Origin of the sequence: Bartonella sp. TT29SHDZB, from assembly GCF_042193395.1 — a bacterium.
Lineage (GTDB): Bacteria > Pseudomonadota > Alphaproteobacteria > Rhizobiales > Rhizobiaceae > Bartonella.
Genome location: NZ_JBHILQ010000183.1, coordinates 1 through 532, shown reverse-complemented (window position 1 = coordinate 532; position 532 = coordinate 1). Strand labels below are relative to the sequence as shown.

Genomic DNA, 532 nt, shown 5'->3' with positions numbered 1-532 from the left:
TTACTTTGACAAGTTCAAAGCCATCACGCTTTAATTTTGCAATGATTTTTCGGCTATCTTGTTCCATTCCCTAAACTAGTAATGTTTAAATATATACATACTATATTTTTTCTTATTTTAAGTGAATGTTTTTAATAACCAAAATATTTCTGGAGAGCGTTAAGGACTATCCGCAATAAAGGTACAAGGTATGGTAATTCTTGATCTTCTATAACAAGATACTGTAGAGAGGCATAAAAATTATGCTGTCGATAAAGGCATTGTCTTTCTTTTACTATCTCTTGCATAGCTTGATAATGATTGGTTGCTTTTTGTACCCATTTCTCTCTCGCTTTGTCATCAGAAGAAGATGACATTTTATCATAAATTGCATTAGGTAATCCTTTTGCACATAGGTAATTGTTTTTCACTTCAAGATATTTTGTGCAGCATCATATTGATCTTGGTTGAGTTTTCCTTGCAAATAAAGCCGCCCGATATAGGTACCGGAAAGCGGATTTTTAGCCTCTTCAATCGTCAAACCAAAGCGTTT

2 pseudogenes are annotated in these 532 nt (G+C 33.3%); both read right to left on the bottom strand.

Features of this window, described 5'->3' with window-relative positions:
- A pseudogene (locus ACFIJJ_RS10195) lies at positions 1-67 on the bottom strand (addiction module toxin, HicA family); the annotation flags it as partial.
- Positions 68-131: 64 nt separating this feature from the next.
- Positions 132-532, bottom strand: a pseudogene (locus tag ACFIJJ_RS10190) (hypothetical protein); the annotation flags it as partial.